The organism is Bacillus sp. MBGLi79 (genome assembly GCF_002953915.1).
The window spans coordinates 1,202,237-1,229,182 of sequence record NZ_CP026521.1 but is presented as its reverse complement, the minus strand read 5'-3'; the positions used below and the strand labels follow the sequence as shown (position 1 = coordinate 1,229,182).

At 44.8% G+C, this 26,946-nt stretch carries 28 protein-coding genes; 15 read left to right on the top strand and 13 right to left on the bottom strand.

Annotated features, from left to right (window positions below):
• Window positions 1-11: 11 nt before the first annotated feature.
• Both khtT and khtU read left to right on the top strand, forming a co-directional pair.
• Window positions 12-509, top strand: coding sequence for a K(+)/H(+) antiporter subunit KhtT (gene khtT, locus C1T29_RS06135; protein WP_014663386.1), 498 nt, complete (start codon window positions 12-14; stop codon window positions 507-509).
• Window positions 510-515: 6 nt separating this feature from the next.
• The gene (gene khtU, locus C1T29_RS06130; RefSeq protein WP_095432710.1) at window positions 516-1,733 is read left to right on the top strand and encodes a K(+)/H(+) antiporter subunit KhtU; all 1,218 of its coding nucleotides are present in this window, start codon (window positions 516-518) and stop codon (window positions 1,731-1,733) included.
• A gap of 17 nt (window positions 1,734-1,750) precedes the next feature.
• Here the strand turns inward: khtU and C1T29_RS06125 are convergent, their stop codons facing one another.
• Entirely contained in the window at window positions 1,751-3,256 is a 1,506-nt protein-coding gene (locus tag C1T29_RS06125) for a coproporphyrinogen III oxidase (RefSeq protein WP_095432711.1), read from the bottom strand.
• Window positions 3,257-3,367: 111 nt separating this feature from the next.
• Window positions 3,368-4,234: a Cof-type HAD-IIB family hydrolase gene (locus C1T29_RS06120; protein WP_014663382.1), complete on the bottom strand. Its 867-nt coding sequence runs from the start codon at window positions 4,232-4,234 to the stop codon at window positions 3,368-3,370.
• A gap of 485 nt (window positions 4,235-4,719) precedes the next feature.
• Between C1T29_RS06120 and C1T29_RS06115 the strand changes: the two genes are divergently transcribed.
• Window positions 4,720-5,793, top strand: coding sequence for a DNA alkylation repair protein (locus C1T29_RS06115; RefSeq protein WP_095432712.1), 1,074 nt, complete (start codon window positions 4,720-4,722; stop codon window positions 5,791-5,793).
• A gap of 41 nt (window positions 5,794-5,834) precedes the next feature.
• On the opposite strand, the gene C1T29_RS06110 is transcribed toward C1T29_RS06115, so the two are convergent.
• Window positions 5,835-6,188, bottom strand: a complete 354-nt coding sequence (locus C1T29_RS06110; RefSeq protein WP_003224239.1) for a YlbF/YmcA family competence regulator — start codon at window positions 6,186-6,188, stop codon at window positions 5,835-5,837.
• A gap of 92 nt (window positions 6,189-6,280) precedes the next feature.
• Window positions 6,281-7,414: a DUF445 domain-containing protein gene (locus tag C1T29_RS06105; protein ID WP_095432713.1), complete on the bottom strand. Its 1,134-nt coding sequence runs from the start codon at window positions 7,412-7,414 to the stop codon at window positions 6,281-6,283.
• Window positions 7,415-7,680: 266 nt separating this feature from the next.
• Here C1T29_RS06105 and spaC point away from each other — a divergent pair, with 266 nt between their 5' ends.
• The 6 genes from spaC (at window position 7,681) to C1T29_RS06075 (ending at window position 11,796) form a co-directional block, all read left to right on the top strand.
• Window positions 7,681-8,772 carry a spore coat associated protein SpaC gene (spaC, locus tag C1T29_RS06100; RefSeq protein WP_103748953.1) on the top strand — a complete coding sequence of 364 codons (1,092 nt, stop codon included), beginning with the start codon at window positions 7,681-7,683 and terminating at the stop codon, window positions 8,770-8,772.
• Entirely contained in the window at window positions 8,762-10,123 is a 1,362-nt protein-coding gene (gene yheD, locus C1T29_RS06095) for a spore coat associated protein YheD (RefSeq protein WP_095432714.1), read from the top strand. The genes spaC and yheD overlap by 11 nt, the downstream gene beginning before the upstream one ends.
• Window positions 10,124-10,273: 150 nt before the next feature.
• Window positions 10,274-10,492 carry a YheE family protein gene (locus C1T29_RS06090; RefSeq protein ID WP_080487948.1) on the top strand — a complete coding sequence of 73 codons (219 nt, stop codon included), beginning with the start codon at window positions 10,274-10,276 and terminating at the stop codon, window positions 10,490-10,492.
• 207 nt (window positions 10,493-10,699) lie between these two features.
• A complete protein-coding gene (gene sspB / locus C1T29_RS06085; RefSeq protein WP_071580754.1) occupies window positions 10,700-10,903 on the top strand; it encodes a beta type acid-soluble spore protein SspB in 204 nt (67 codons plus the stop codon).
• A 108-nt stretch (window positions 10,904-11,011) separates the two neighbouring features.
• On the top strand, window positions 11,012-11,137 hold the full coding sequence (locus C1T29_RS06080) for a hypothetical protein (RefSeq protein WP_103748954.1): 126 nt from the start codon (window positions 11,012-11,014) through the stop codon (window positions 11,135-11,137).
• Between the two features lie 38 nt (window positions 11,138-11,175).
• A complete protein-coding gene (locus tag C1T29_RS06075) occupies window positions 11,176-11,796 on the top strand; it encodes an SDR family oxidoreductase (protein WP_103748955.1) in 621 nt (206 codons plus the stop codon).
• Between the two features lie 47 nt (window positions 11,797-11,843).
• On the opposite strand, the gene bmrD is transcribed toward C1T29_RS06075, so the two are convergent.
• From bmrD to C1T29_RS06060, 3 genes are all read right to left on the bottom strand, one after another.
• On the bottom strand, window positions 11,844-13,865 hold the full coding sequence (gene bmrD / locus C1T29_RS06070) for a multidrug resistance ABC transporter ATP-binding protein/permease BmrD (protein WP_103748956.1): 2,022 nt from the start codon (window positions 13,863-13,865) through the stop codon (window positions 11,844-11,846).
• Window positions 13,862-15,619 (bottom strand): multidrug ABC transporter ATP-binding protein BmrC, encoded by a 1,758-nt coding sequence (bmrC, locus tag C1T29_RS06065; protein WP_095432718.1) that lies wholly within the window; start codon window positions 15,617-15,619, stop codon window positions 13,862-13,864. The genes bmrD and bmrC overlap by 4 nt, the downstream gene beginning before the upstream one ends.
• Before the next feature lie 119 nt (window positions 15,620-15,738).
• Complete coding sequence (locus C1T29_RS06060; RefSeq protein WP_095432719.1) at window positions 15,739-15,900, bottom strand: hypothetical protein; 162 nt, start codon at window positions 15,898-15,900, stop codon at window positions 15,739-15,741.
• A gap of 163 nt (window positions 15,901-16,063) precedes the next feature.
• Here C1T29_RS06060 and C1T29_RS06055 point away from each other — a divergent pair, with 163 nt between their 5' ends.
• Together C1T29_RS06055 and nhaC are read left to right on the top strand one after the other, a co-directional pair.
• Window positions 16,064-16,564 carry a universal stress protein gene (locus tag C1T29_RS06055; protein WP_014663370.1) on the top strand — a complete coding sequence of 167 codons (501 nt, stop codon included), beginning with the start codon at window positions 16,064-16,066 and terminating at the stop codon, window positions 16,562-16,564.
• Window positions 16,565-16,690: 126 nt separating this feature from the next.
• Window positions 16,691-18,052: a Na+/H+ antiporter NhaC gene (gene nhaC, locus C1T29_RS06050; RefSeq protein ID WP_095432720.1), complete on the top strand. Its 1,362-nt coding sequence runs from the start codon at window positions 16,691-16,693 to the stop codon at window positions 18,050-18,052.
• Window positions 18,053-18,093: 41 nt separating this feature from the next.
• Here the strand turns inward: nhaC and dat are convergent, their stop codons facing one another.
• Window positions 18,094-18,942, bottom strand: coding sequence for a D-amino-acid transaminase (gene dat, locus C1T29_RS06045; RefSeq protein WP_095432721.1), 849 nt, complete (start codon window positions 18,940-18,942; stop codon window positions 18,094-18,096).
• Window positions 18,943-19,226: 284 nt separating this feature from the next.
• On the opposite strand from dat, the gene C1T29_RS06040 reads away from it, so the two are divergent.
• On the top strand, window positions 19,227-20,075 hold the full coding sequence (locus C1T29_RS06040; protein WP_014663367.1) for a polysaccharide deacetylase family protein: 849 nt from the start codon (window positions 19,227-19,229) through the stop codon (window positions 20,073-20,075).
• A 23-nt stretch (window positions 20,076-20,098) separates the two neighbouring features.
• Here C1T29_RS06040 and srtN read toward each other — a convergent pair whose 3' ends face one another.
• The 3 genes from srtN to C1T29_RS06025 form a co-directional block, all read right to left on the bottom strand.
• On the bottom strand, window positions 20,099-20,842 hold the full coding sequence (gene srtN / locus C1T29_RS06035; RefSeq protein ID WP_095432722.1) for a sirtuin NAD-dependent deacetylase: 744 nt from the start codon (window positions 20,840-20,842) through the stop codon (window positions 20,099-20,101).
• 69 nt (window positions 20,843-20,911) lie between these two features.
• Entirely contained in the window at window positions 20,912-22,027 is a 1,116-nt protein-coding gene (mscY, locus tag C1T29_RS06030) for a small-conductance mechanosensitive channel protein MscY (protein WP_040083594.1), read from the bottom strand.
• A gap of 150 nt (window positions 22,028-22,177) precedes the next feature.
• On the bottom strand, window positions 22,178-22,285 hold the full coding sequence (locus tag C1T29_RS06025) for a YhdX family protein (protein ID WP_009966908.1): 108 nt from the start codon (window positions 22,283-22,285) through the stop codon (window positions 22,178-22,180).
• Window positions 22,286-22,521: 236 nt separating this feature from the next.
• Between C1T29_RS06025 and C1T29_RS06020 the strand changes: the two genes are divergently transcribed.
• Genes C1T29_RS06020 through crcB form a run of 3 tightly spaced genes read left to right on the top strand, consistent with a single transcriptional unit; the run spans window position 22,522 to window position 23,988 of the window.
• Window positions 22,522-23,253 (top strand): glycerophosphodiester phosphodiesterase, encoded by a 732-nt coding sequence (locus C1T29_RS06020; protein WP_095432724.1) that lies wholly within the window; start codon window positions 22,522-22,524, stop codon window positions 23,251-23,253.
• On the top strand, window positions 23,240-23,635 hold the full coding sequence (locus C1T29_RS06015; RefSeq protein WP_014663363.1) for a fluoride efflux transporter FluC: 396 nt from the start codon (window positions 23,240-23,242) through the stop codon (window positions 23,633-23,635). The genes C1T29_RS06020 and C1T29_RS06015 overlap by 14 nt, the downstream gene beginning before the upstream one ends.
• Window positions 23,632-23,988, top strand: coding sequence for a fluoride efflux transporter CrcB (gene crcB, locus C1T29_RS06010; RefSeq protein ID WP_014663362.1), 357 nt, complete (start codon window positions 23,632-23,634; stop codon window positions 23,986-23,988). Before C1T29_RS06015 ends, crcB begins: the two co-directional genes overlap by 4 nt.
• A gap of 13 nt (window positions 23,989-24,001) precedes the next feature.
• On the opposite strand, the gene C1T29_RS06005 is transcribed toward crcB, so the two are convergent.
• Together C1T29_RS06005 and C1T29_RS06000 are read right to left on the bottom strand one after the other, a co-directional pair.
• On the bottom strand, window positions 24,002-25,387 hold the full coding sequence (locus C1T29_RS06005) for a hemolysin family protein (protein WP_095432725.1): 1,386 nt from the start codon (window positions 25,385-25,387) through the stop codon (window positions 24,002-24,004).
• A 332-nt stretch (window positions 25,388-25,719) separates the two neighbouring features.
• Window positions 25,720-26,901 carry a pyridoxal phosphate-dependent aminotransferase gene (locus C1T29_RS06000; RefSeq protein WP_095432726.1) on the bottom strand — a complete coding sequence of 394 codons (1,182 nt, stop codon included), beginning with the start codon at window positions 26,899-26,901 and terminating at the stop codon, window positions 25,720-25,722.
• Window positions 26,902-26,946 lie beyond the last annotated feature (45 nt).

Genomic DNA, 26,946 nt, shown 5'->3' with positions numbered 1-26,946 from the left:
AGGGATTTTCATTGAATATTAAAGAAAACGATCTGCCGGGCATCGGCAAAAAGTTTGAAATCGAAACGAGAAACCGCGAAAAAATGACGATAATCATTCATGATGACGGAAGAAGGGAAATTTACCGGTTTAATGACCGAGACCCGGATGAGCTCCTTTCAAATATTTCATTGGATGATTCTGAGGCAAGGCAAATTGCAGCTATTCTTGGAGGCATGGTCTATAAACCGCAAGCTCTGGAGTCCATCGAAATGGCCTTCAGCGACCTTATTATTGAATGGTTTAAGGTCGAAAAAGGCGCCAAATCGATCGGGCGCACACTCGGAGAGCTTGATGTCCGCCAGAACTACGATGTCACTGTGATTGCCATCATCAAACACAATCAGGAAAAGCTCCTAAATCCCGGAGCCGATTCGATTATTGAAGAAAATGACACCCTTGTCCTCTCAGGTGAGAGAAAGCATCTGAAGAAACTGATTCACGATTTTCTTTCTGGAGAGGGCGTGTGAGCGCCGATGGACCATCTTGTATTTGAAGTCGGAACTGCACTTGTGCTTGTGGCAATCGCCAGTGTGATCGCCAACAAAATTAAATTTTCAATTATTCCATTTCTGATTGTGCTGGGCATGCTGGTTGGGCCGCACGCGCCGAAAATGGGAATTATTGATCTTACATTTATTGAAAGCAGTGAAATCATTGAGTTTTTCGGGCGAATGGGCGTACTGTTCCTCCTCTTCTATCTCGGGATCGAATTCTCCGTCGGGAAATTAATCAAATCAGGAAAATCAATTGCGGTCGGCGGAACGATTTATATCTTGATTAACTTCACCCTCGGGCTGCTTTACGGGGTTATCACCGGGTTTTCCTTTCTGGAAGTCCTCGTCCTCGCAGGCGTCATCACAATCTCGTCAAGTGCGATTGTCGCAAAAGTGCTCGTTGATTTAAAAAGAACCGCCAATCCCGAAACCGAACTGATTCTCGGCATCATTATGTTTGAAGATATTTTCCTTGCCGTATATCTGTCCGTTGTTTCCGGCCTTGTGCTAGGTGATGCGACATCCGTAGGGAGTGCGCTCTTGTCCATTTTGATCGCCTTCGGTTATATGCTGCTGTTTTTTATCGCAGCCAGAAAACTCCCGCCGCTGCTGAATAAACTGTTGGACATTCGCTCAAATGAAGTGTTTATTATTGTCATTTTCGCAGCGCTCTTTTTTATCGCCGGGTTTTCAGAGACGATCCATGTAGCGGAAGCCATCGGCGCGCTGCTGCTCGGTTTGGTCTTTTCAGAAACAGAGCATTCCGATAGGATTGAGCACCTTGTCATTCCGTTCCGCGACTTCTTCGGTGCGATGTTCTTTTTCAGCTTCGGCCTCAGCATTGATCCGTTTTCGCTCGGTGAAGCGGTTTGGCTTGCGTTAGGTGCAGTGATTTTGACCATTGTGGGAAACTTTATCGCCGGAATGGTCGCAGGACGACGCGCAGGGCTTTCTCATAAGGCTTCATCCAATATCGGGCTGACGATCATCTCACGGGGAGAATTTTCGATTATCGTTGCCAATCTTGGGATAGCCGGCGGACTGTCAGCCACATTAAAGCCGTTTGCCGCATTATATGTCCTCATTCTGGCGATTTTGGGACCGCTCGTAACAAAGGAATCAAAACGGATTTACCGCTTGCTGAACAAGGTATTTAAATGGAAGCCTGATGTTCAGCCCGCAAAAAAACAGGGATAAAAAAAGCAGCACTGTGATCAGTGCTGCTTTGTCGTTTTCTCAAACATCTGCTCTAAATATTTGATTTTTTCGTCCGTGTAGTGTTCGAAGCGCTCATTATACGATTTCGGATCTTTCGGATTCGCAAAATGTGTGATTTTCCCTGTATCCCGATCAATAAATTTACTGGCAGCTCCGCAGCCGATGCCGATAATCGTCTGCACCTCTTCCATAATCATAATGTTGTAGATGCTTTCTTGCCCAGGCAAAGAGTATCCGACGTTTTCAAGGTTTCCAAGAATGTTTTTCTGGCGGTATAAATAATAGGGCACGTACCCATGCTCTTTCGTCCAGGCTACCGCTTCTTCCATCATTTGAGAAACCTCTTCCCTGCCGGCGACTTTGTACTTATGCTTGTTTCTCGTCATTTCTGACGCCCGTTTAAAAGAAAGGGTATGAACGGTCAGGGATTCCGGCATCAGCTTTTCCGTTTCTGAAAGACTGTGCCTAAACTCCTTCACGCCTTCCCCAGGTAAACCGATAATCAAGTCCATGTTGATATTATTCATGCCATGCTGGCGTGACAGATGATATTTCTCAATGGTCTCTTCAACCGTATGGTGCCTCCCGATCGCCTTTAGCGTTTCGTTTTCATAGGATTGCGGATTGATGCTGATCCGGTCAATGTCATATTTGTTTAAAACGGCGAGTTTTTCTTCTGTGATCGTGTCAGGGCGGCCGGCCTCCACCGTAATCTCGCGAATGTTTTTCACATCCGGGAAGGAGCGGACCATTTCTTCATACAGCAGATCCATTTCTTCCGCTGTAATGCTTGTCGGCGTTCCGCCGCCAAAGTAAATGGTTGTCACCTTAACATCATGCTCCTTCAGCCATTCACCGATTTTCTGCATTTCGTAATGCAGCCCCCATAAGAATGAGCCGACTCTGCCCGCCTGTCCTTGAATGGCGTACGCAGGGAATGTGCAATACGCACATTTTGTCGGGCAGAACGGAATGCCGATATAAATGCTGACTTCATCCTTTACTCGGTACAAATCCGGAACTGCCGCCAGCTGACGGTCAACAATTTCCTGCATGAGCTTGATTTTTTCATCGTGAATTAAATAGTCTTTTTTCAATTCAGCATGCGCTTGCTCCTTGGGTATTCCGCTTTGCAGCTTTTTATGAAGCAGCTTTGTGGGCCGGATTCCTGTGAGGATTCCCCACTTCTGCGTGATGCCCGTGTGCGCCTGTAGAAGATTGAGATACACATAAGACATTGTGTTTTTCACTTGCTTAAAAGCTTCTTTTTCATTCATGCCGGGAGAAAAGGATTTTGTATGCTGCTCCTTTATGCCCGTTCCCTTTACTTCTCCCGAAACCGTCACATGCTCATTCGTTTGTGAGAACGCTAAAGAAATGACAACATCTGCGGGCTCGTCTCCGCCATACACAAGCTCGCACTCTTCATAAAACAAATTTGCAATATTTTGCAGAGGCCGATGCAAGCGGTCATCATGTATGCCTTCTATTTTTATTTGCAACTTCATCACCTAATTTATCAGATTCAAAACTTTCTTTAGTGTACAGAAATAAACCGCTAAAATCAATCCGGCAAAAAAGCCGCCGCACCTATTAGGGCGCGAGCGGCTTTTTTACACACGTTTCATGTGGAACTTATCAAGAAACCCTTTTCGCTGCTGCATTCGGAAATATTCCTTCATCATGTAAGCGACACCTTGCTCGTCATTGGACCTTGTGACCCAGTCTGCCTTTCTCTTCAATTCCGGCACGGCATTCCCCATCGCTACCCCAAGACCGGCAAGTTCGATCATCGGCAGATCGTCATACTGATGCCCAATGGCCACGACATCCTCCATATTCAGGCCCAGTTCTGAAGCGACGAGGGCCAGACCCGCTTCCTTCGAGACGCCTTTCGGAACGATATTCAGCTTCTCATCATTCACGCGAATCACATCAACCGCAGGGAAAGCTTTTGTAATCGTTTCTGTAATATCATGCTGAATGTCGTGCTCCGTGTACACCTCGATGACGGGTGCGCTCACTGGCTCATCCATGAGGAGATCGCTTAATGATTCCACGAACTGGACTGGATAAAAGATCGGGTCAGACGGATGAATGAGTGCTTTCCCCAATAAATTCGAATTGACCTTCTTCTTGTTTCCAATGGAATACTTTTCGTGAAGAAGCCGAATATTGCATTGGTAGCTCTCCAATACTTGAACAATGTTAAAGGTATGATCATCAGAAATTCTTTTTTCAAAAAACGGGGCGTCTATTTTCTCAGCGATATATGCCCCGCTATGGGTGATCAGCTTGGCATCAAGCTTTAGCGATTTCGCTATTTTCTGTGCTGAACGAAAGTGGCGGTTGGTCACGAGTGTGACGTAAATCCCTTTTTTCTTTACATATTCAATGGCGTCTTTCGTTGCCTGATGAATCTTCCCGTTCGACCGAAGCAGCGCTCCATCTATATTTAAGGCAAGCAATTGTTTTGACACAGAGATGTCCCCCTCCTTGATGACTGTACTTGTGTATAGGATATGACCCTGTCTCTGTGTTTAGAACAACCTTTTCTTAAAGCAAAAAAAGCCTGGCTCAGCAGACTTTATGTATGGCTTGTTGATAGGATACGATCGAAGCAGCCATTCTCCCTAATATCGTTATTTCGTTTTACGAAAAATCATGTATCAGGAACCCCTTGTTTGACCAATGATGCGCTCCGAACACTTACTCTCTGTTGCTTATCCCCTCAATATAACGGCATGATATGCGACCGTATCCATTTGAAATAGGTAAGTGTAGGCGCTTTCAATGCTATTATCTCAGTTTTCCTTACCGATGACAAGGGTTTTTTTAACTAAAAAAAGTAATCAGCTTTTGTGTATCCCTGGTAGGATTCGTTGTTAATTATTGGGATTCATCACTTGATTTAGAACATACATTCCCATACAATATAAATACTAAACGAAAAAGCGGTGTTGATATGGCTGATTTAAAAGAAATATTTAATGAAGAACTGTTAACTCGTTTGATCCATCATGTAAGGTCATCCTATCCTGACTTTAACAAAGACCAATTCAAGGATACGTTGCAGCTCGAAATCTGGCCTGAACTCACTTTAAAAGAGCGGATGCGCCGTATTACAGTTTCCTTATACGAAACTTTGCCAAAACAATACGTTGAAGCTCTGGCCATTTTACGGGAGACAGCTCCTCATTTTAAAGGACTCAGCGGAATTTTATTCCCTGATTATGTGGAGCAGTACGGGTTGGCGCATTGGGAAGAATCAATAAAGGCATTGGAATACTTTACACAATATTCGACCTCAGAATTCGCTGTAAGGCCTTTTTTGCTGTTAGACCAAGAAAAAATGATTGCACAATTGCGTACATGGTCTGAGCATGAAAATGAACACGTGAGAAGACTTGCGAGCGAAGGAAGCAGGCCCCGCCTGCCATGGGGAAAATCGATACCGGCTTTGAAATCGGACCCTACGCCCGTATTGCCGATCCTTGAGAAGCTGATGCAGGACGAGTCCTTATATGTAAGGAAAAGCGTGGCCAACAATCTTAATGATATATCAAAAACGCATCCTCATTTGCTGGAAAAAGTCGCAGATCAATGGTACGGAACACATCCCCATACAGATTGGATTATCAAACACGCCTATCGTACCTTATTAAAAAAGGGTGATAAACAGGCCTTAGCGCTTTTTGGTTATGGAAATGCTGATTCGATACATCTACATGATTTAACATGTCAGCCCAGTCGGATAGCTATTGGCGAAAGCCTTGAATTTTCTTTCTATATTCATTCAGACAGGGATCAAAAAGTAAGAATTGAATACGCAATTGATTTTGTAAAAGCAAGAGGCCAGCGTCATCAGAAAGTATTTAACATAACAGAAACAAATATAAGAAAAAACGAAACGAAGTCATACACAAGAATCCAATCCTTCAAAGATCTGACTACCAGAAAGCATTACAAAGGAATCCATACATTATCAGTGATTATCAATGGAGAGGTAAAAGATTCATTGGATTTCCAAGTTGTCTGATGAATAAAAAATCCCTTCTTTTCCAAGAAGGGATTTACTGATTAGCCTTCAACACTGCCGTAAAGCTCTTCTAAAGGCTTCATAATGATTTTGTTCAATTCACCGATCAGCATGCTCATGCGCTGCTCCGCTTCCATCAGCTGAGAAATTTTTTCGTGCTGCTGTACAAGCGCAACTGTTTTTTGAGCCTGTGTCACTTCTTCTTGTGTAATTTCTTCCCCTGCCATTTGTTTTTGCTGGAGTCTAAGCTGCACATCACGGAAGTTTTCAAACATGCGCTTCGCTGATTCATCTGCGTTCACTTCGTCGTAAAGGTTTTTTAAACGGGTAAACTCTTCGCTCCCGCGTAATGCATTTTCCAGATCATACGCTACATCATAAAAATTAACAGCCATTGTAAATAGCTCCTTTCATCATTGCCGTTTGACATACCACTCCACTATAACAGACTATGGAACTCCTTTCATTAATCAAAGACCATTTCTTCTTAAAAAAGGATGACAAACAGTGCTTGAACCGCGCCTATCATTCCGCCAAGAAGGCCTCCCAAATAGGTAATCATTTTAAATTCTTTTTTTGAAATGGACAGCACCATTTCTTCAAGACGCTCCACCGGGAACTGATCCACCTGCTCCTTGACGATTTCCTCAAGACGCAACCGTTTAAAGACACTTTCAAGGTTGGCCGAAACCCCTTCAAGCAATTTGTCTAACAGTGCCGGCAGCATGTGCTGGGTCAGCTCAGATTCATAACGAACGGTAAGCGTCCCAATCGTATTGTCGAAGAAAGGAGCAGTCGAAAATGCTTGCAGCACGCTTCGTTTCAAACTGAAAATAAGCGCCCTTGCATTCCATTTTTCGTCTGCTTCATTAAACGTATACTCCCTCAGCTTGCCCCATTCGTTTTTTAAGAGATCAGAAAGCAATTTATTTGTTTCCTCATTCCGCAAAAATTTTAGCAGTTCCGGCAGCACGCGATCCGCCAAGCTTGAATTGCCGAGAAACATTTGCACCATGCTTCCAAGCATGCCGCGCTCTTTTAAAAAGTCATCAATCATATTGCCGAGACGCATTTTCCCTTCATCACTTTCAAAATAACGGACACTCCGTGACAATATATATTCTGAAATCATCGGAATCTTTTCTTCAAGCTTTTCCTGCGCCTCTAAAGGCACCAGCTCTTTTAACGATTGATTCCCGTATCGGCGGAAAAGCTCGTGCAGCTTATCATCCGTCCAACTGCTAATCCATGCATCTGCCGCTTCATCAGGACGCTTCACCCCGGCTTTTTCAAGCGCCTCTTTGACTGTCACCTCAGAAAGTGACAGCTTTTGAATCAGCTGTTCCCCCACTTGAAGAGCCTTCGTTTTAGCGGCATCAGAGACGAGCCGCTTTTTAATGCCCTCAGGGGTTAAGAGATGATTGACCACCACCAGTCCCATTTGTTTTGCAAGTTCATCCCGCCGTCTCGGGATCAGCCCAGGCGTAAAAGGAACTCGTTTCCCAAACAAATAGTACGCTTTATACGGCCTAAATAGCATTTGAATTGCTAAATGATTGGTCACCGCTCCAATGACAGCGCCGATCACGATCATAAAAATAAAGGTTCCTGCAATACCCATTCCTATTCATCTTCCTCCATCTGTGCTTCAGCTTTTTTCATATAGATCATGTACCTATACGTATTATAGAGGCTCATGCAATCACTTAGCAAACAAGGAGACAAATTCCTGTTCTCAGAAAATCAGCTTGTTCTTTTGGAATAGGGCAAGGTAAAGAATCGTAATCTGTAAAGTAGAATACTGTCAGCTGCGTACGTCCTGAATGTTTTTACCGTAAAGCTGCTGACACCCGCCGGCAGCTTTTGAATAAAAGGGGGAGTCTCATCATGATAACACTCGGTTTTATGTCCTTATCCCGCCAGCATGAAGCGGATTATTCCGCAGAACTGGCCAAAAGAGCACCCGAATTTGGCATACGTTTCGTTCGGTTTACACCATTTGATATTTTACCTGACACCTTGCGTGTCAAAGCATCGGTCTATCATTCCGCCAGCAGCACATGGAACGAAACTGAAATGGCGATTCCAGATTATATTTATGATCGCTGTTTTTACGGCAAGGATTCACATTCCCAAAAAGCAAAACCGATCGTTGAGTGGCTTAAAAAATATCCGAAAACGGAATTTATCGGGCGGGGTCTTCCCGATAAGTGGACCGTCCTTCACGATTTGCAGCAGAATTCTGTAATCAACCCCTATATTCCGGAAACAATGAAGGTGAGCCGCTATGAACAAATTCATTCCTTTTTATCCAAAGAAAAAGCCTGTGTCCTTAAACCGGCATTCGGCGCAGGAGGCAGAGGCGTGATTCTTTTGAAGCTGGGCAAGAAAAACATCACCGCTACTTATCACATCGGAAAGGATAAGCAGACAAAAACGTTTTCCAACCAGACTTCTTTTAAAACGTGGTGCAAAAAAGTGCTTCAGCATCAATATTTGCTTCAGCCTTACTTAAACATTCAAGATAAGGAACAATACCCTTGTGATATTCGCCTGTTTATGGAAAAAAACGAAGCAGGTGAATGGAATACAGTCGGAAAGGCAGTGAGACGCGGCTATAAACACGGGCTGCTGGCCAATTTGTCAGGCGGATCTGATGCGCTGACATTTGACTCATGGTTTGAGGATATACCGAAAAAACAGCAAGTGGTCTTACTGGATGATGTGTTTTCGATTACCCAATCGGTTCCGTATTATCTTGATGAGCGCTACGGGCCGCTGTTTGAACTCGGGCTTGATATATGTCTTGCGAAGGACGGGAGAATTTGGATTTTAGATATCAATTCCAAACCGGGCAGGAAGTCAATCCTGCGTGTCTCTCCCGAGCAAAAAGAACAGCTGTACACTTGTCCTCTAAAACGCTGCCAGTACCTGTTTTCTGAGCAAAGCCAGAAAGGAGTTCTTCCGCGTGAATCGTAAACGGTTTTTGATCGGCATAGACAAAACCAGTGAAAACACCCTGTTTCTACCCTCTTCGCTGAAGGAAGACGGACTTTTGCATGCCGCGTTCGGAACGAAGGTTGTCAGATGCCACGTTGCTTACAGACGGCATCTGGAACAAACCGTGCTTCTCTCTGAAAATCTGTTTCATGAGCTTTTGCTCCCCCACCGCAGCCGGGCTGATATACTGATTCATGATCATACAGTGCATATCGGGCCGTTAGTCGGCATCTTTACGGCAGGGTTTACGGTATCTCTTGAGCGTCCTTTTAAGGATCGTTCCCTCTTTTTTTCTAAGCTTGTCACATTACACGAGCAAGCCGGAGGCTACTGTTTCGTTTTTGGCGCGCATCAAATCAATTGGGAGGAAGGCACGATTGAAGGCCTCCTTTACAGGGAAAACGGCTGGGTGAAAAAAATCGTTCCATTGCCGAACGTCGTTTATGACCGTTTGCCTAACCGAAAAATTGAAGATTCACTTCTCTTGCAACATACAAAAAAGAGACTGATCGATGAATATCAAATCCCATGGTTTAATAAAACGTTTTTCAATAAATGGAGCGTGCATCAATTGCTCGAAAAAGACCCGAGAACAGCTCCTTTTTTGCCTCGATCCGAGCTGACACCGTCTGAAGAGCTGATCGATGAGCTCTGTAATGCATACAAAAAAGTCTATATCAAACCGGCAAACGGAGCACTCGGCACCGGCATTTATCAGCTGACAAGGACAGATGAGAGTCTGACGGTGAAGCACACGAATGACGCCAAAACATTTACTTCCATTGATTATCCTGATGCCGCCGCTTTTCTTGCAGAATTTCAAAAACAGCACAGCCCATCTGACTTTCTCATTCAGCAAGGTGTTGATCTCATCGAATTTCAAGGCAAACCAGCGGATTTCCGTGTCCATACCAATAAAAACAGAAAAGGGAAATGGACAGTAACAGCAATAGCCGTAAAAATTTCCGGAGAAAACAGCATAACAACACATCTTTCTAACGGCGGCACTGTAAAGACACTTGCGGAAGTATACGATGATCCCGCTGAAAGAGTTGAGGTCATTAAAAAGCTTTCTGCAGCGGCGCTGACTGCAAGCCATGTGCTTCATGATCATATCGAGGGGTTTATCGGCGAGATCGGTTTCGATTTTGGCATTGATCAGAACGGTAAAGTATGGATGTTTGAAGCAAATTCGCGCCCGGGCCGGAGCATTTTTTCTCATCCAAACTTGCATCATGTTGATTCTCTGACAAAACGAAGAAGCTTTGAATACGCGTCTTATTTATCTGAGAAGGCAATCACATCCCCTGAAGCACTGTGGCCTTCGTAACCTGTCCGCTTTTTTAATAAAGCGGGCTTATCTTTATCCAAAGCTGGGACAAACTGCATCAGTAAGACCCTTCAGTGATGTTATGAAACAGTGATACAATGAACATAAGCCGTTTTAGATTCAGGTCAATTGATACTAAATGTAAGGAGCGTGGCCGTTATGATTTCTCATTTCAGCTGGAAACCTTTATTCCCAAAAGAAAAGCTGCCCGGATGGAAAATTTCATTTTATTTTAAAGGTACTCATTATGAAGGCATCTATCATAAGAGCGGTGAGATTGAATGGGGAGATTTGTTTCCCGCCCGCGCTGACGAGCCTGCTCTTACAAACGAGATACATGAACTGATGCTTTTTCATATTTATGACTAGCTTAGCCAAATGGCTAGGCTTTTTTTGTACTTTCTCAACATTTACCATACAATTCTCCGCATGAGTTTCCGGCCATTTTAACATAATACTAGTAACAAGCCGGCAAGCATTGGGTTACGCCGAGGGGCAGTGACACCCAAGAAGGGTCCACAGACTGGTGCAACTCCAGTTAACCCAACCATACTAAATAAAAAGGAGATTTTACACATGGCTAACCAAAACTCTTCAAATGATTTACTAGTTCCTGGCGCAGCTCAGGCTATCGACCAAATGAAACTTGAAATCGCTTCTGAATTCGGCGTTAACCTTGGAGCGGACACAACTTCCCGCGCTAACGGTTCTGTCGGAGGAGAAATCACAAAACGTTTAGTATCTTTCGCTCAGCAGCAAATGGGCGGCAGAATTCAATAACAACTCAATATATGGCTATAGAGGGCGCGGTTTCCGCGCTCTCTTTATTTTGTCACCCTTTTTTCCCACTCCACATATCCTAGAAAGAAAGGGAGGGAGGGAATCGGGGTGTCATTTATCACCATTGTAGATTGGGAGCTGGTTCAGTTCTTAAGTGTATCCATGATTCATGAATATGTTTCCCATCGTTCTGTCTATTGGTACAGGTATTCTTTCCCGCGCTGTTCAAACTGAGAACATCCTTTTATAATGAAAGGCGAGGAGGTTTTTTGATGAAAATCGCTTTATTAGGAGCCAGCGGCCGCGTCGGACAAGCCTTTTTAACTCAAGCTGCAGCAGATGAACGGTTTGCCATTCACGCTCTGATCAGATCTCAACATGCTGATCTTCCCCTTCCAAAAGATCGAATCGTCATGGGGAACGCCCGCCGCTTAGAAGATGTGAAAAAAATATTGGAGAATGCCGAAATTGTGATCAGCTGTCTAGGCACAGATGGTGATGATACCTTGTCAACTGCTATGTCACACATTCTCTCCACGATGCAGAAACAACATATCAAACGGCTTATTTCGATCGGCACCGCAGGTATTCTTGATTCCCGATATGAGCCGGGAAAATTCCGGTTTGAAACAAATGAATCGAAACGAAAGCAGACCCGCGCAGCCAAGGAGCATGCAAAAGTATACGAAATGCTTAAAGAATCATCATTAGACTGGACAATCATCTGCCCCACTTACCTCCCGGACGGAACAGCAACCGGCATTTATCGTACGGAGCGTAACGTTTTGCCTGAGGGCGGCACAAGCATTTCGGTCGGTGATACTGCTGACTTTCTATATCGTGAGCTCGTCACAGGAAAGTATGTCGGATTCCGAGTCGGGCTGGCTTATTAACTACATAATCAAAAACCCAAAACACGATTGTTTTGGGTTTTTTAGCGTTATGCAATGGAATGTTTCTGGCCTTTTTGCAGTTTATACATTTGATAATATTGGCCTTCTAATGCCATCAATTCCTCGTGGTTCCCTCTCTCAACGATTTCTCCTTTATCAAGAACCAAAATCTGATCTGCATTTCTGATTGTTGAAAGCCGGTGAGCGATGACGAAGGTAGTGCGTCCTTGTTTGACGACATCAAGCGCCTTCTGGATTACGGCCTCTGTCTCTGTATCAATGTGCGCCGTTGCTTCATCTAAAATCAAAATTGCGGGATCAAACGCCAAAGCTCTAGCGAAAGAAATTAACTGCCGCTCGCCAGAGGATAGCGTGCTGCCTTTCTCAATCACGGGTTCATTCATGCCCTTCGGAAGCTTTTTTAGAAGCGGCTCGGCACCGACTTGCCGCAGTGCTTTTTTCATTTCTTCTTCAGTCATTCTTTCGTCATCCAGACTTACGTTAGATCCGATTGTGCCCGAAAATAAGTACGGGTCCTGAAGCACAATGCCCATATGAGATCTGAGTTCCTGTCTTGACATGTTGTAAATGCTTTTCCCATCAATCAGAACATCACCTTTTTGCGCATCATAAAAACGAAACAGAAGATTTAAAATCGAGCTTTTTCCTGATCCGGTATGACCGACGAGCGCTACGGTTTCGCCTTTTTGCGCGGTAAAGGAAATATGTTTTAATACCTCCTCACCATCTTGATAGGCAAATGACACATCACGAAACTCAACCCGTCCCAGCGCACGCTCCTTCGCCGGTTGACCTGCTTCTTCCGTATTCTTTTCTTCAAGCAGTTCAAAAACACGCCCGGCGGAGACCCTAGCAAGCTCCAGCTTTGAAAACTGATTGACGATGCCAGTGATCGGCTGAAACAGCCGGTTCAAATAATCGACAAACGCGTACAGCACTCCGATAGAAACAATCCCAGCCGCATTCAGGCTCGCACCGCCAAAATGCCAGATTAGACAGACGAACGCAAGATTGCGGATGACATTGACCAGATTATGGGACATTAAGGAGTTTAAATTCAGCATTCTGTTTTGGAAATAAAAATGTGATTCATTTAATTCCTCAAATTCTCTCATCGTTTCCTTTTGATGGCGGAAAGCCTGAATAATGGTCATGCCTTGGATGGATTCATTCATTTTTGCGTTAATGTCACTGTTGATCGAGCGGATTTTTTGATTGTAATATGAGGCGTATCTTCGGTAAATGACCGACCACAGCCAGATCATCGGCACAATTGCCAGACATACAAACGCAAGCTTCACATCAAGCAGAAACAAAGCCGTGAATATCCCGACCATATAGATTCCGCTTGTCACAAATGTAGAAAGCACGGTGACATATAAATCCCTGATAGCCTCCGTATCATTGGTAATCCGCGCAACGACTTTTCCGGCCGGAAGGTTGTCAAAATATCGAATCGGCATTTTCTGTATGTGCGAAAACACGTCCTGCCTCATCTTTTGAATAATACGATTGGCGCTCATCTGCAGCAGATAATTCTGTCCGTATTGAAAAAACACCGAAAACACCAGCAAGCCTCCATACAGGCAGATCAGAAACACCATTCCCTTTATTTCCGGCTGATAGAACCCGAAAAGTTCCTGCTTAGTCAGCTTTTCGGCAGGATATGTTCGGCTCTCGTCTCCGTTTGAAATCGTCAGCTTCCCGTCAGAAACCGTTCTATTCCCGTCGAAGCTGACAGCCTGATCAACAAAATAGAACGCCATTCCCACTTGATAAATATGCGCTTCTTTTGCTTTTGAAACAGGTTCCTGCATTCGGTCCTCTCTGACATATGAGACGCCGTGAAACTGAACGGCATTTTTATCTTTTTCCGCAGCTTCATACCATGTTTTCTCAATGCCGAGGATATGGTCGTCTATCATTTTCTTGCCGATAAACGGCCCGGTCAGTTCTGCACCGACGGCGACAGCTAGCAATAGGACGGCCGTGATTAGCAATTTTCGATAAAGGAGTGCGTATCTCCATAACGTTTTTCCTATTTTCATGCCCCTGCTCCCCCTTCTTCCGCAGTGAACAGCTGCTGCCTTTCATATTGTTCCCGGTACCACCCATTATTGGCCAGCAATTCTTGATGCGTGCCTCTCTCTGCAATGACGCCGCCGTCCATCACAAGGATCAGGTCAGCGTGCTCTACAGCGGATAATCGGTGCGTCAAAATAAATGTCGTTTTTCCTTTGCGGTTTTCTCTGATGTTCCTGATAATCGCAGCCTCTGTTTTGGCATCTACAGCGGAAAGCGAATCATCCAGAATCAAGATCTCTGGATTCGCCATAAGTGCTCTCGCAATCGAAATTCTTTGTTTCTGTCCGCCTGACAGTGCCACGCCTTTTTCGCCGACCATTGTCTCTAGACCTGCTGGAAGCATGTGTAAATCTTTTTCAAAGTATGCTTCCGCAATGGCTTGCTGAACCTCTTCATCACTCGCATCCTGTTTTCCGTATAAAATATTTTCTTTTACAGTCCGCGAAAACAGCAAATGATCCTGTGGCACATACCCGATCCACCCGCGGACCCGGTCAAGAGGGATCTGCTGAATCGGCACGCCTGAAAATGTAATGCTCCCTTCACCTAGAGGGTACTGGCGCAAAAGCTGCTTAATAATTGTCGTTTTTCCGCTCCCGGTTTTACCGGCAATTCCGACCGTCTGCCCTTTTCGCACCGCAAATGAAACATCCTGAATATTGCAGCTTGTTGAGCTTGGATATGTAAAGCTGACATTGCTGAAAACGATATCTCCAGGCTCTTTAAGATCAACGGGCCGTTTTGGATCTGTCACGTCCGGTTGAGAAGAAAGGGTTTCATTTACCCGGTCTAATGACGCATTGCCGCGCTGCATCACGTTAATGAGTTCACCAATTGCAAACATCGGCCAAATCATCATACCGAGATAAACATTAAAGGACACAAGCTCTCCAAGCGTCAGTTCGTTCCGGAACACAAGAAACGCTCCGTAGCCGAGCCCAATCAGATAGCTTGCGCCGACAAGCAGCTTCACGGTCGGCTCGAACAGTGAATCAATAAAAGCCACTTTCATATTTTTCTGATAAACATCAGCGGTCATTTCATTAAACCGGCGAACATCGTTTGTTTCCTGTACATACGCACGAATCACCCGCACGCCGGAAACAGATTCCAGCACCCTGTCATTCAGCGCCCCGAACGCATTTTGGGCCTCCGTAAACCGCTCATGAATTTTACTTCCATATAGGCTGATTGCAATCGCCATGACTGGAAGCGGGATAATGGCGGCAAAGGTCAGCTTCCAGCTGATCAAAAACCCCATCGTCAAAAAGATCGTCATCATAAACATCGTAGAATCGACTAACGTCAAGATGCCAAACCCTGTCGTTAAACTGACGGCCTGAAGATCATTCGTCCCCCGTGCCATTAAATCGCCTGTCCGGTTTTTTTCATAAAACGGCGGCGACATAGTCAGCAGATGCCCCATCAGCTTCGTACGAAGAATTTTCTCCATCAGATTTGCACCGCCAAACAGCTGGTGCATCCAAAAATAAGACATCATATACACGACTGCTGTCAGTACAAAGAAGATACCGATATAAAACAGCAGCCCTTCCGGAGTAAACGCCCCCGATTTCATATCATCTATGGCGTTCCCCAAGAGCTTAGGCGGAAACATTTCAATGACATTGACTGCTAATAAAAGGACAATCGCAATCGTATAGCGCAGCCAGTACGCCTTAAAAAACCAGCCAAGCTTTTTTAATACTGAAAACATCTATCCCCATCTCCTCATCAGCCGCCTTCTATTTTTTCCTTGCAGCTTTTTTCATCCAATTTGGCATGAACAGCCCTCGCCTCTGTATTTGTCTTCACATCCCATACACCTGTCTTTCCTTAGATTTTGTATATAAAAAAGGCATGAAGCGTCAGCTCCATGCCTTTTTTAACCGATATGTTATGCACAGCGCTTTTCAGCGCGCGGCCAAGCCTAAAAAACCGTTCACGAAAACAGAACATAGGGTTTGCCGCGCCAATATGAAACTGTTTGATAAACACGCAAATTCCTTGGCATAGCAAACCCTCCTTCCATTCTGATTTCATCTTTTTATCATCATATAAACAAAACCTTTTTTTGTCAATCATTACTTGAATAGGAAAGGGTTAATGGGGTTCAATTTCGGGTAGTAGTGTTGTAAGACGCTTTGAAAGGGTGAGAAGGATGTTCCATGCTGACCGTATCATCGTTGCGTTTGACGGAAGTGAAAATAGTAAGAAAGCGCTTCAGACAGCTATTGATCTTGCTAAAACCGTAAATGCCGCTATTACCGTCGCCCATTCACATGATATGAAAGACAATCAGACCGTCATCGACCCGCCCAGACCCGCAGCTGAGGCAAGCTATATCAGCGGAGGCATGACAGGTGTTCCCGATCCGCTGATATCAGATGTTGCTTCACCTGAACCAATCATCTATGAAGACCGTACGGAAGAAGTCGTCGCCGAAGCCAGAATGATGCTGAATGAACAGCAGGCAGATGGAGATATCGATATATTAGAAGGCGATCCGGCTGAATCAATTATCGAGCATGCGAACCGCATTTCTGCCGATATGATCGTAACCGGAAGCAGAGACCAAAACAGGCTGAAAAAATTAATATTCGGAAGTGTAAGTGAAAAGCTTTCAGCGAAATCGGATATACCCGTCCTGATTGTAAAGTGAGCACGCCCTGTGCTCACTTCTTTTATATTCATAATTGTGAAAAAACATAGATTTTCGTTTTTTTCTGTTATAATGCTTTCGTGCCCAAAAGCACAAAAGCATTAAAGATAATTATGGGGTGTTATTTTGGATTCTCAAAAAAAGCTGACGTTTCCGTTAGCCGTCGGTTTATTTATATTTATGTTATGCATTATTATTTCTTGCTTATTTTTTCTTCACGTGGAACCGCATATCCCGCTGTTTTTATGTGTTGTCACGCTTTCAGCAGCCGGATTATGGTTCGGATTTTCCTGGAAGAGTATTGAAAAAGGGATTGTAGACGGGATCAAAAACGGCGTACAGCCGATTATCGTTCTGGCGCTGATCGGCATCTTAATCGGCGCATGGATGTACAGCGGCGCAATACCGTCTGTGACGGTGTATGCCCTATCCTTTATTGAACCAAGCCACCTTCTGCTGACCGCTTTATTTTCATGCATGATCATCAGCACACTTGTTGGCTCAAGCCTGACAACTGTAAGCACAATCGGAGTAGCACTGATTGGCGTGGCGAGCGCGGCAGGCGTCCCGCTTGAATGGACGGCAGGCGCAGTCATATGCGGCGCTTGTTTTGGTGATAAAATGTCGCCGCTGTCGGACACAACCAACTTTGCCGCCGGAATAGGCGAAATACCGATCTTCGAACACATTCGCCATATGACAGGCACAACCATTCCAGCTTTGCTCATCACTGTCGTTCTGTTTTATTTTCTCGGTTCATCAGTGTCAGTGGACGCTGCTTCAACCGATGATATTCAACAAGTCATAACCGCAATCAAAGATGCCGCAAACGTGACACCGTGGGCCCTTCTTTCCCCGCTCTTAGTCGTTTTGCTGGCAATTAAACGGGTATCAGTCATTCCCGTTCTGGCTGCCGGAATTATTTCCTCGGGAATTTTGACTGCTATATTTGTACCCGACAGCAGCCTGCAGGCGTTTATGACAGCTCTGCAAAATGGCACGAGTTTTGACACTGACAATGAGGCAGCCGCTAAAATTATCAACAGAGGCGGACTGCAATCCATGATGGGCTCAGTCTCTCTTATTATGATTGCTTTTGCACTAGGCGGATTGATGGAGAAAATCGGATTGATTTCAGCACTATTGGAAGGCGTCATGAAAGGCATCCGTTCAAAAGGCCGTCTTGTTGCGGCAACTGTCTGCTCAAGCATCGGCGTCAATTTGGCAACCGGCGAACAGTATTTATCGATATTAATACCGGGACAATCATTTAAATCCTTATATGACAAACAAAACATCCAGAGAAAACTTTTGACAAGATCATTAGAGGACGGCGGAACATTAATTAACCCGTTAATCCCTTGGGGCGTCAGCGGCGCTTTTATGGCGAGCGCGCTTGGTGTTCCCGTCATAGACTACTTCCCTTTTGCGTTCTTCCTCTATATATCGCCAATGATCTCCATTTTGATTGGATTTGTGAAAAAATAAAAAGAGCTCCGCTGCAATAGCGGGCTCTTTTTTTCGTTGTTTTATGAAATGCTTGCAGCCTGCTGAATGCTTTCTTGAAAAGCAGCCTGAAGCTGTTTTGTCACTGGTCCGGGTTTCCCGCTTCCGACCGATTGTCCATCTAGCGTCACGACCGGAATAATTTCTGCCGTCGTTGACGAAATAAAGATCTCTTCCGCCTGTTTCAACTCTTCTTCACTGACAGGATTTTCATCCAGTTTGATCCCATTCTTTTCAATCAGTCCTAAAATATTCATCCGGGTAATTCCATTGAGAATGAGTCGGTTAGCCGGATGTGTTCGCACCGTCCCGTTGATAACGGCATAAACGTTAGAGGATGTGCCCTCCGTAACAACGCCGTCCCTCAGTAAAATGGCTTCAAAGGCTCCCGCTTCATAGGCCTTTTGCTTCGCCATCACATTATACAGTAAATTCAGACTTTTGATATCGCATCTTAGCCAGCGAAGATCCTCATCTGTAATGGCCGCCACTCCGTATGCCTGCTCTTGCTCCGGTTTTTTCACAGCAAACGTGTAAGCAGTGGTTTGCGGCTCAAGGCCTGCTTCATATTGATGTTTTCGCGGGGCCACGCCTCTAGTTGTCTGGATGTATACCGCTCCCTCACTGACCGCATTTTCCTGTACAAGCTTTTGCAGGTCCCACTCGAGATCTTCAATGCTGAACGGCAGTGAAATTCCGATTTCAGCCGCACTTCTGAAAAAACGCTCTGCATGCTCACGTAATCCAAACAATACTCCTTTGTACACCCTGATCACTTCATAGATGCCGTCACCAAACTGGTAACCGCGATCTTCCAAATCGATCGATGCTTCACTGCGCCCAATCAGCCGGCCATTGACTAAAACCTTCATAAAAGCCCTCCCTTTTCGAGATTTCCCTGATGTATTTCAAGCTGTCATTGTCACTAATTCTATCATATTGGACATGCTGAAAAACAGAAAGATCAAGAGATCTATAGCGGAAAGGAGTTTATTTTTTCCTTAAAATCTGATATTTCGACAAATTTTCTATGTTCTTTCCAGTTTTATTCCTGTATACTTAATTGGTAATACATAGGTTGTAATCATATGGCATCTTCATAAGCTGCCTGCTGTACAGCATTATGTAGAGATTTTATGCCAATGGAGAGATTGTTATGCGACAAACGAGAGGAGAAGCTTCTCCTTCTGCAGTTTCGCTTGCTTTTAAATTTGCAAGTTTAGCAGTTTTATGTGTGCTGCTTTTGCTTATGGTGATTTTGGGTTATTCCAACAGTTCAACGAAAGCAAAGGAAGTCACTGTCACAACAAACGGCCAGCTTCGAGATGAGAAGGAAAGCCTTAAGCTGAAAAACGACTCCCCTGACCTGCTGATAAAACATCTGCAGACAAAGCAGAACATGGGAGATAAAACAGTTTACTTAACCTTCGATGACGGCCCGTCAGCCGTTACAACCCGCTTGCTCGATGTACTGAAAAGCGCTGATGTAAAAGCGACATTTTTCATGCTTTCACCGCGGATGAATGAATTCAAGCAGGCGGTGAAAAGAGCAGAAAAGGAAGGCCACGCACTCGGTTTACATGGCGTGACTCATAATAACAGATTGTTCTATCAAACAGAGACATCTCCGTTAAAAGAAATGCAGGAGGCGCGTGACACGCTGCAAGACATTACAGGATATAAAACCGATCTTGTCAGAACGCCATACGGAAGCAAGCCGTCACTAACCGCCCCACAAATCCGCAACCTGGAGAAAGAGGGGTTTGTGTACTGGGATTGGACGATCGACAGCATGGACTGGAAATACCGGAATTCACAGTATGTGACCGCTGTATTACAGCAGCTTGAGAATATGGAACACAGCTCTTCAAGCCGCCCAAACGTAATTCTCATGCATGACCTTCCCGCTACCGTAAACGCGCTGCCGGTGCTAATCAATAAATTAAAAGAAAAGGGCTATTCCTTCGGAGTGTTAGAGGACACAATGGTTCCTGTTCATGAATAAAAAAGTGAGGCGCATAAGGCGGCTCACTTTTTTATGCCCAAACTTCGGGCAAACTCGCCGATTTTTTGATGGATGACCATGTCAAACAGGCTGTCACAATACGTTGGTTCAAGGTTTATGATGACTTTCTTCATGCCGGGAATCAGGCTTGCATCCTCAGGCACAAATCTCGCCGGAGCTACTTCGAGAGACGTGCCGATAACCAATAAAAGATCTGCTTGATCCAGCTTTTCATAAAGGGTGTCAAAGTGCAAGACGGCATCGCCAAAGAGAACAACATCGGTTTTTAATACCCTTCCGCAAATGTCACCATTACTTCCGGCGGCCGTGCACTCCGGCACCTCCCGCTCCAGTAAATGAGGAAGGTCATATCGGGCGCCGCATGCCGGACAAGCTGCTGTCTGGATAGAACCATGCAGCTCGTATACATGCCTGCTCCCGGCTTTTTTATGAAGACCGTCAATGTTTTGCGTGAAAATATCGACCTGCTTCCCTTGTTTCTCGAGCTCAGCTAGAAGCAAATGCCCTTCATTCGGTTCGAAGCTGCCGCTCATTTTCATCTGGAACAATTCTTTGAATTTGGGCCAAAACAGACGCGGATGGCTTAAAAAATAATCAAGGCTCATCGCTTCCATTCTTGAGGCATCCTCCGTCCAAATGCCCCCTGCTGAACGAAAGTCTGGAATTCCTGATTCTGTGCTCATCCCCGCTCCAGTCAGCACGACAATTCTCTGTGCTTCATTTAGAATTTTTTTGAATGCTTCCAACTCAACACCGCCTTTTTCTCTTATTTTACCATGAAAAAGACTCCGCCTCTGTCAGACGAAGTCTCTCTTTTAAGCCCGTTCCTTTTCCTCTTTATTTAGATTCACTTGGAATGGGTCGCTTTCGTGCTTTTGCTTTACAACAACCATTTGGCCGGGATATGCAAACTGGACGCCTTCCGCACCTAAAATATCAATAATTTTATAGTTGATGTCCTCTCGAATATCAAGGTTTTCAGCCCAAACCGTCGTTTTTGTATAGAAATTAAAAAATAAATTATAGTAGCTGTCGGCAAACGTATCAAAGTTGACCATGATTGTTTCATTATCAACGCCTTCATGCTCCAGCAGCATTGTTCTGAGAGAACGAATGGAACGTTCAAGATTCTCAATCGGCGTAGCGTAGGACACATGGATGGAAAACGTAATCTGACGTTTGGTCATTCTTGTCCAGTTCGTGATCGCTTCCATCGACAGCGTAGAGTTCGGCACTGTTACAAGCGCCCCCTGTGCTGTTCTGAATCTCGTGCTCCTAAAGGTAATATCCTCGACTGACCCTGTTACCGTCGACGTCTCCACCCAGTCACCAATCGTAAACGGCTTTTCAGTAATAATAATAATACCGCCAAAGAAGTTGCTGATGGTATCCTTTGCAGCAAGCGCAAAAGCCAGTCCGCCAAGACCAAGGCCCGCTACAAATCCGTTGACATCATAATTGAATTCCTGAGCGATCACACTGACACTGAGCGCTATGATCACAAAACGGAGCAGCTTGGATAAAAACGGCGCCAAAATGTCATCCATGTCCAAATCGAAGCGCTGATTCACCTTATGGAAGATAAACGACGACGTTGCGGTCAAATTACAAAGCCCCCAGGACAAGAGCGCCACAATCAGCGAACGGTATATTTTGCTGATGACAGGCATTTGCTCGTCAAAAAACGGTGAATACCGGATCGCTAAAAACAGCCCAAGGGCAACAAAAAACCATCTGGCCGGCTTATCAAACGCCAGTACCACCTGTTTAAAAATTTCTGTTTTCGGCCGGTTTGTCAAATTAAAAAGCAGGTTAAAGAAATATCTCGTGAACAATTTTCTGAGTATAAGAAACACCAGCAAAATCGCCAAGCTGATGCCGATTTGTATGATGTTATCAAGCGTAAAATACTGCTGCAAATAATCTGGCATGACTGTCTCCCCTCTATCCCAATCGATTGTTTATTATACTAAAATATTCGTAATGATGCTTATTTAAATGTCTTTTTTCAAGCACAAAACCCCGGCGAAACGCCGGGGTCATTTCTCAATTCATCTATCAGCCAGATTCAATAGGGACAGTCACTTACCTTTTTTCGTTTGTGTCTGATCAAGGAGAGTTGCTTTTTGCATTTCAGCATCCGTTTCGGCTTTAATTCTTTCCTCCACTCTGATTCTCCCTTTTCCCATGATCTCGCCTCCTTTTTTGCTATTATAAAGGATCATATTTTGTTGTGAACATGTCGAAAGACCTAATTTTCTGACGAAATGTGTTCTGATACGCTGAATGTCTTTTTTTAGTAGTTATACGCATTCCTCAGCCCGGACCATTCCGATATGGCAGAAAAAATTCACCACTTTGTATCGCTGTGCATATATGGATTTGATACAATAACAGAAATGCCCATACGAGGAGCTGACTTAGCTTGTACACCATTGCCCATCGCGGAGCATCAGGTTACGCTCCGGAAAATACGATTGCCGCATTTGACCTTGCGGTGAAAATGAATGCAGATATGATTGAACTGGATGTCCAGCTTACAAAAGACAGGCAGATTGTTGTGATACACGATGACAGAGTTGACCGAACGACAAACGGGTCGGGCTTTGTTAAGGATTTTACCTTGGAGGAATTGCAGAAACTCGATGCAGGAAGCTGGTACGGCCCCGCTTTTCAAGGTGAGCGTATTCCGACCCTGGAAGCGGTGCTCAAGCGCTACCACAAAAAAATCGGCCTTTTAATTGAGCTAAAAGGCCATCCGTCTCAAGTTGGAATTGAAGAAGAGGTGGGACAGCTGTTAGGGCAATTTTCTTTTTCTATCAACAATATTGTCCAATCCTTTCAGTTACGTTCCGTTCAGAGGTTCCGCGAGCTTTATCCATCGATTCCGACAGCGGTCATTACAAGACCCAATTTTGGCATGCTGTCCAGAAATCAGCTGAGGGCCTTCCGCTCTTTTGCAAACTATGTCAATATAAAATACACACGGCTCAACCGTATGATGATTGGTTCCGTCCATAAAAGCGGCTTAAACATATTTGCATGGACTGTCAACAATGAAAAGACAGCGGCAAAATTACGAGCCATGGGCGTGGACGGCATCGTTACAGATTACCCGGATTTGATCATAAAGGATGGCAAACATGAAAAGATATAGCGCGGTTTTTATCGGAGGCGCGCTTGGCGCCTGCCTCCGATACGGATTAAACTTATGGATACACACCGGTCAGTTCCCTGCGGCAACCTGGCTGGAAAATGCGGCAGGCAGCCTTCTATTAGGCATTCTAACCGGATTTTTTATGATTGGGGCAAAACGCCCTCTGCTGTCAGCTTTGTTAGGCACCGGCTTTTGCGGAGGCTTCACAACAATGTCCACGTTTTCTAAGGAAACAGTGATGCTTTTGCAAGGACAACCCTCACTGGCTGTTTTGTATCTGGCAATCTCATTGATATCAGGGATCATATTTGCACTGATTGGTGTTTTTGCAGGACGGCGCATAGCAGACATTCAGCAAAGAAAGGGGCTGCAGGAAAGATGACACTAGCGGGTATTTTCATAGGGGGCGGACTTGGCGCCATGCTTCGCTTCTGGCTTGGCAATGTGATAACCGCCAGAGCCAAAGGTCTCAGCCTGCCCATTGGCATACTGACAGTCAATATTCTCGGAGCTCTCGGGCTCGGAATATTTACAGGGCTTCACGTTACAAATGCTTCGGTTTCGCTTATCATCGGAACGGGTTTTTTTGGCGCCTTTACGACCTTTTCCACTTTCAGCGTTGAAAGTGTTCAACTCCTAATGGCCAAACGTGTAATGGAAAGCCTCCTGTACATCGCCCTGACACTTTGCGGGTCGCTTTTGGCGTTTTGGTGCGGCTGGACAATCGCAATGTAAAAAAACCTTGAGCTTATTTCTCGCTCAAGGTTGCACTGTTCAGCATCACAGGCTCGGGCAGCGGCAGCTTGCGGTGCGCCATAATCCCTGTTGTGCTGCCGGCTTCTCCTTTTATATCGATTTGCTTGATTAATCGGCCGTCCATCTTCAGCACCTTTATCGTATATGAACCGATGCGAATGGATTCACCAGCCTCAATATCGATGTTTTCTTTTAATATCAATCCGCCGATCGTATCGACGTCTTCTTGAATCGACGCGCCAAGAAGGCTATTCACCTGATCGATCCGAACCTTTCCATCCATCACATAATGGCCGTCGCCAAGCTTTTGGATCAGCGGCTGTTCATCTTCATCAAATTCATCTCTGATCTCGCCGACAATTTCCTCAAGAATATCCTCTGTCGTCACAAGTCCCGAGGTTCCTCCGTATTCATCAGACAATATAGCCATATGAATGCGCTCGCGCTGCATCTTAATCAGCAAATCATGAACCGGGATCGTTTCAATCACTTCGATGACCGGCCGCACATACGGATGGATCGTCATCTTCATTCGTTCTTCTTCTGTCATAAACAGCAAATCAGAAAACAAATGCTTCGTATTGACCAAACCGATCACACTGTCTTTGTCCCCAGCTGTGACTGGCCAGCGCGTGTATTTTTCCTTCAGCATGACTTCAAGCATTTCAGCCATCGTCATCTCTGTGGAGACCGCGGCCATTTCCTTCCGCGGTATCATAATTTCTTTCGCGATCCGATTATCAAATTCAAAAATCTTATTCACATATTTATATTCAGACGGATTAATCTCTCCGTTTTTTAAACTCTCAGACAATAGCATCCTGAGTTCTTCCTCAGAATGGGAACCGTCATGTTCTGACGCAGGCTTTAAACCGAACATTCCGCATAAAAGCCGCGCCGATCCATTGAGGATCCAAATAAACGGAAACAGGAGCAAATAGAATAAACGCAAAGGACCCGCTATCAGCAAGGTCAGCTGCTCTGCCTTTTGAATCGCGACCGTTTTCGGGGCCAGTTCACCTACAACGACGTGCAGGAATGTGATCAAGCCATACGCGACTGCAAAAGAGACTGCATGAGAAACCGAGTCCGGCAAGCCGAGCGGTTCAAATAATGGATGCAGAAGCCGTTCAAAGGCCGGTTCACCCAGTACGCCAAGTCCAATTGATGTCAATGTAATGCCCAGCTGGGATGCGGATAAATATTCATCCAAATCTGTAATGACACGCTTTGCGAGTATCGCCCGTTTGTTTCCTTCTGTGATAAGCTGATCTATTCTGGATCTCCTTACTCTAACAATCGCAAACTCGCTTGCAACGAAAAACGCGGTTAAAGCAATGAGCACGCCAATTAAAATCAGACTGTCAATATCGTCCATTTAACCTTATCCCTCTTATTAAAGGATAAGGAGTCACCTCCTGATATAATCATTTTTCCTTAACATTGAGGTACGCGGTGTATTGTTGCCTAAGCAGAGGGCCCCATCATACCACCTCCAAAAGTCAAAGTTTGATTATAAATTGTATATTTTATTGTAACACAACTCATTCCAAAAATGTTTTTTTAATTTTTAGACTTTTATTATAGAGAAAGCCTTAATTGCACGCGCTGCTTGTCAATTCTGCTGACTGCCTGGATTGGAGAAGTAAGGATTTCGTGAATATAAAAAAGAAAACAGCATGGAAAACTGTTTTCTCTTTCTTTGCCTTCTTAAGCAAAATCTTTATATAAAGAAATGAAAATATCCCGTGAGTTTTTAATCTGCTCGATCGGCACACTGAAGGATAAACGGAAATGCCCGCTCATTCCAAAACCGCTGCTCGGCACAATTAATAATTTGTATTTTTGGGCGGCATGCACACAAAATGCGACTTCATCTTCAATCGGCGATTTCGGAAAAACAAAGAAGCCTCCCTTTGGCATTTCAAATTCAAAACCGGCTTCTTTTAAAATATCTACCATTAAATCCCGGCGCTCCTTATACGCGCTTGCGTCTACTCTTAAATCATCCATTCGTGCCACAGTCCGCTGCATCATAACAGGGGCATTCACAAATCCAAGCGTTCGATTACAATACACAAAAGCGTTGATCAAAAGGTCCGCATTCGGCATTCGGCTGTCTAATCCGATATACCCGAGCCGCTCCCCGGCTATGCCGAGATCCTTACTGAATGAGCTGGCCAAAATCACACGATGATACGATTGAAACGGATTTGCCAGCTCTTCATCATAGATTAATTGACTATACGGTTCATCAAACAGCACATAAATCGTCTGGCCGTTTTTTTCTTCTATTTCTTTTAATAAAGCACCTAAATCGTCTATATTTTTCTGGCTGAGAACAGTGCCTGTCGGGTTATGCGGTGTATTGAGAATCAGCCCTTTTGTCTGCGGGGTGATCGATTGCCTTACCGCTTCAATGTCGATCTCGAACCGGTCTGTCAACGGGCAGCTGACGGCCTTGCCCCCATAGTTCTCAATATACAACTTATATTCGGCAAAATAAGGTGCGAGAATAATGACTTCTTCCCCAGGGTTTATGATGCTTTTTAACGCAACATTCAAAGCGCCGCCCGCGCCCACCGTCATGACGATGCGCTCCGCTAGGAAATCAGCTTCAAAACGTGACCCCAGAAATTGCGCGACTTTTTCTCTCGCTGCCGGAAGACCTTGGTTTTGTATGTATCCGTGGCTGCCTTTTTCAGCTTCCGCTATTAACGCTCTCTTAAAAGCTTCAGGAGGTTCAACAATCGGGTTGCCGAGTGAAAAATCAAATACCTGTTCCTCCCCGAACTCTTTCTTCAGCCTTGCACCTTCATCAAACAGCTTGCGAATCCATGATCCTTTATTTAAGTTTTCTTTAACTTCCCGGGATAACCCAGCCAATTTCATCTGTCCCTTCCGTGTATCATCATTTGAAAATTCTATCTTTTTATG

Coding starts and splice junctions, on each gene's coding strand:
- khtU (WP_095432710.1), top strand. CDS start 516: ATGGACCATCTTGTATTTGAAGTCGGAACTGCACTTGTGCTTGTGGCA.
- C1T29_RS06115 (WP_095432712.1), top strand. CDS start 4,720: ATGGCTGATTTAAAAGAAATATTTAATGAAGAACTGTTAACTCGTTTG.
- C1T29_RS06110 (WP_003224239.1), bottom strand. CDS start 6,188: ATGGCTGTTAATTTTTATGATGTAGCGTATGATCTGGAAAATGCATTA.
- C1T29_RS06105 (WP_095432713.1), bottom strand. CDS start 7,414: ATGGGTATTGCAGGAACCTTTATTTTTATGATCGTGATCGGCGCTGTC.
- spaC (WP_103748953.1), top strand. CDS start 7,681: ATGATAACACTCGGTTTTATGTCCTTATCCCGCCAGCATGAAGCGGAT.
- sspB (WP_071580754.1), top strand. CDS start 10,700: ATGGCTAACCAAAACTCTTCAAATGATTTACTAGTTCCTGGCGCAGCT.
- C1T29_RS06075 (WP_103748955.1), top strand. CDS start 11,176: ATGAAAATCGCTTTATTAGGAGCCAGCGGCCGCGTCGGACAAGCCTTT.
- bmrD (WP_103748956.1), bottom strand. CDS start 13,865: ATGAAAATAGGAAAAACGTTATGGAGATACGCACTCCTTTATCGAAAA.
- bmrC (WP_095432718.1), bottom strand. CDS start 15,619: ATGTTTTCAGTATTAAAAAAGCTTGGCTGGTTTTTTAAGGCGTACTGG.
- C1T29_RS06055 (WP_014663370.1), top strand. CDS start 16,064: ATGTTCCATGCTGACCGTATCATCGTTGCGTTTGACGGAAGTGAAAAT.
- dat (WP_095432721.1), bottom strand. CDS start 18,942: ATGAAGGTTTTAGTCAATGGCCGGCTGATTGGGCGCAGTGAAGCATCG.
- C1T29_RS06040 (WP_014663367.1), top strand. CDS start 19,227: ATGCGACAAACGAGAGGAGAAGCTTCTCCTTCTGCAGTTTCGCTTGCT.
- mscY (WP_040083594.1), bottom strand. CDS start 22,027: ATGCCAGATTATTTGCAGCAGTATTTTACGCTTGATAACATCATACAA.
- C1T29_RS06025 (WP_009966908.1), bottom strand. CDS start 22,285: ATGGGAAAAGGGAGAATCAGAGTGGAGGAAAGAATTAAAGCCGAAACG.
- C1T29_RS06015 (WP_014663363.1), top strand. CDS start 23,240: ATGAAAAGATATAGCGCGGTTTTTATCGGAGGCGCGCTTGGCGCCTGC.
- crcB (WP_014663362.1), top strand. CDS start 23,632: ATGACACTAGCGGGTATTTTCATAGGGGGCGGACTTGGCGCCATGCTT.
- C1T29_RS06005 (WP_095432725.1), bottom strand. CDS start 25,387: ATGGACGATATTGACAGTCTGATTTTAATTGGCGTGCTCATTGCTTTA.
- C1T29_RS06000 (WP_095432726.1), bottom strand. CDS start 26,901: ATGAAATTGGCTGGGTTATCCCGGGAAGTTAAAGAAAACTTAAATAAA.